Genomic DNA, 206 nt, shown 5'->3' with positions numbered 1-206 from the left:
CACCGTCGGGGGCTGTCAGTCGAGCGGGGGCGTGCCGTGCGTGTGGAAGGACTCGATGGTCTTCAGGCCCCACGCCTGCCCCTTGGCGCGCTCGGCCTGCGTCCAGGTGATCAGCGGCCAGTCGGGGGCGAGTACCAGGCGGGTGAGCGGGTTGCACAGTTCGACGCGGTTGCCGCCCGGTTCGTAGACGTAGAGGAAGAACGTCT

1 pseudogene is annotated in these 206 nt (G+C 68.9%); it reads right to left on the bottom strand.

What is annotated here, in order from left to right:
* Window positions 1–15 precede the first annotated feature (15 nt).
* Window positions 16–206: pseudogene (locus STRTUCAR8_RS15765) on the bottom strand (catechol 2,3-dioxygenase); the annotation flags it as partial.

Origin of the sequence: Streptomyces turgidiscabies Car8 (assembly GCF_000331005.1) — a bacterium.
GTDB lineage: Bacteria > Actinomycetota > Actinomycetes > Streptomycetales > Streptomycetaceae > Streptomyces > Streptomyces turgidiscabies.
The sequence above is the reverse complement of the archived record's forward strand: the minus strand, read 5'-3'. Positions and strand labels throughout refer to the sequence as shown.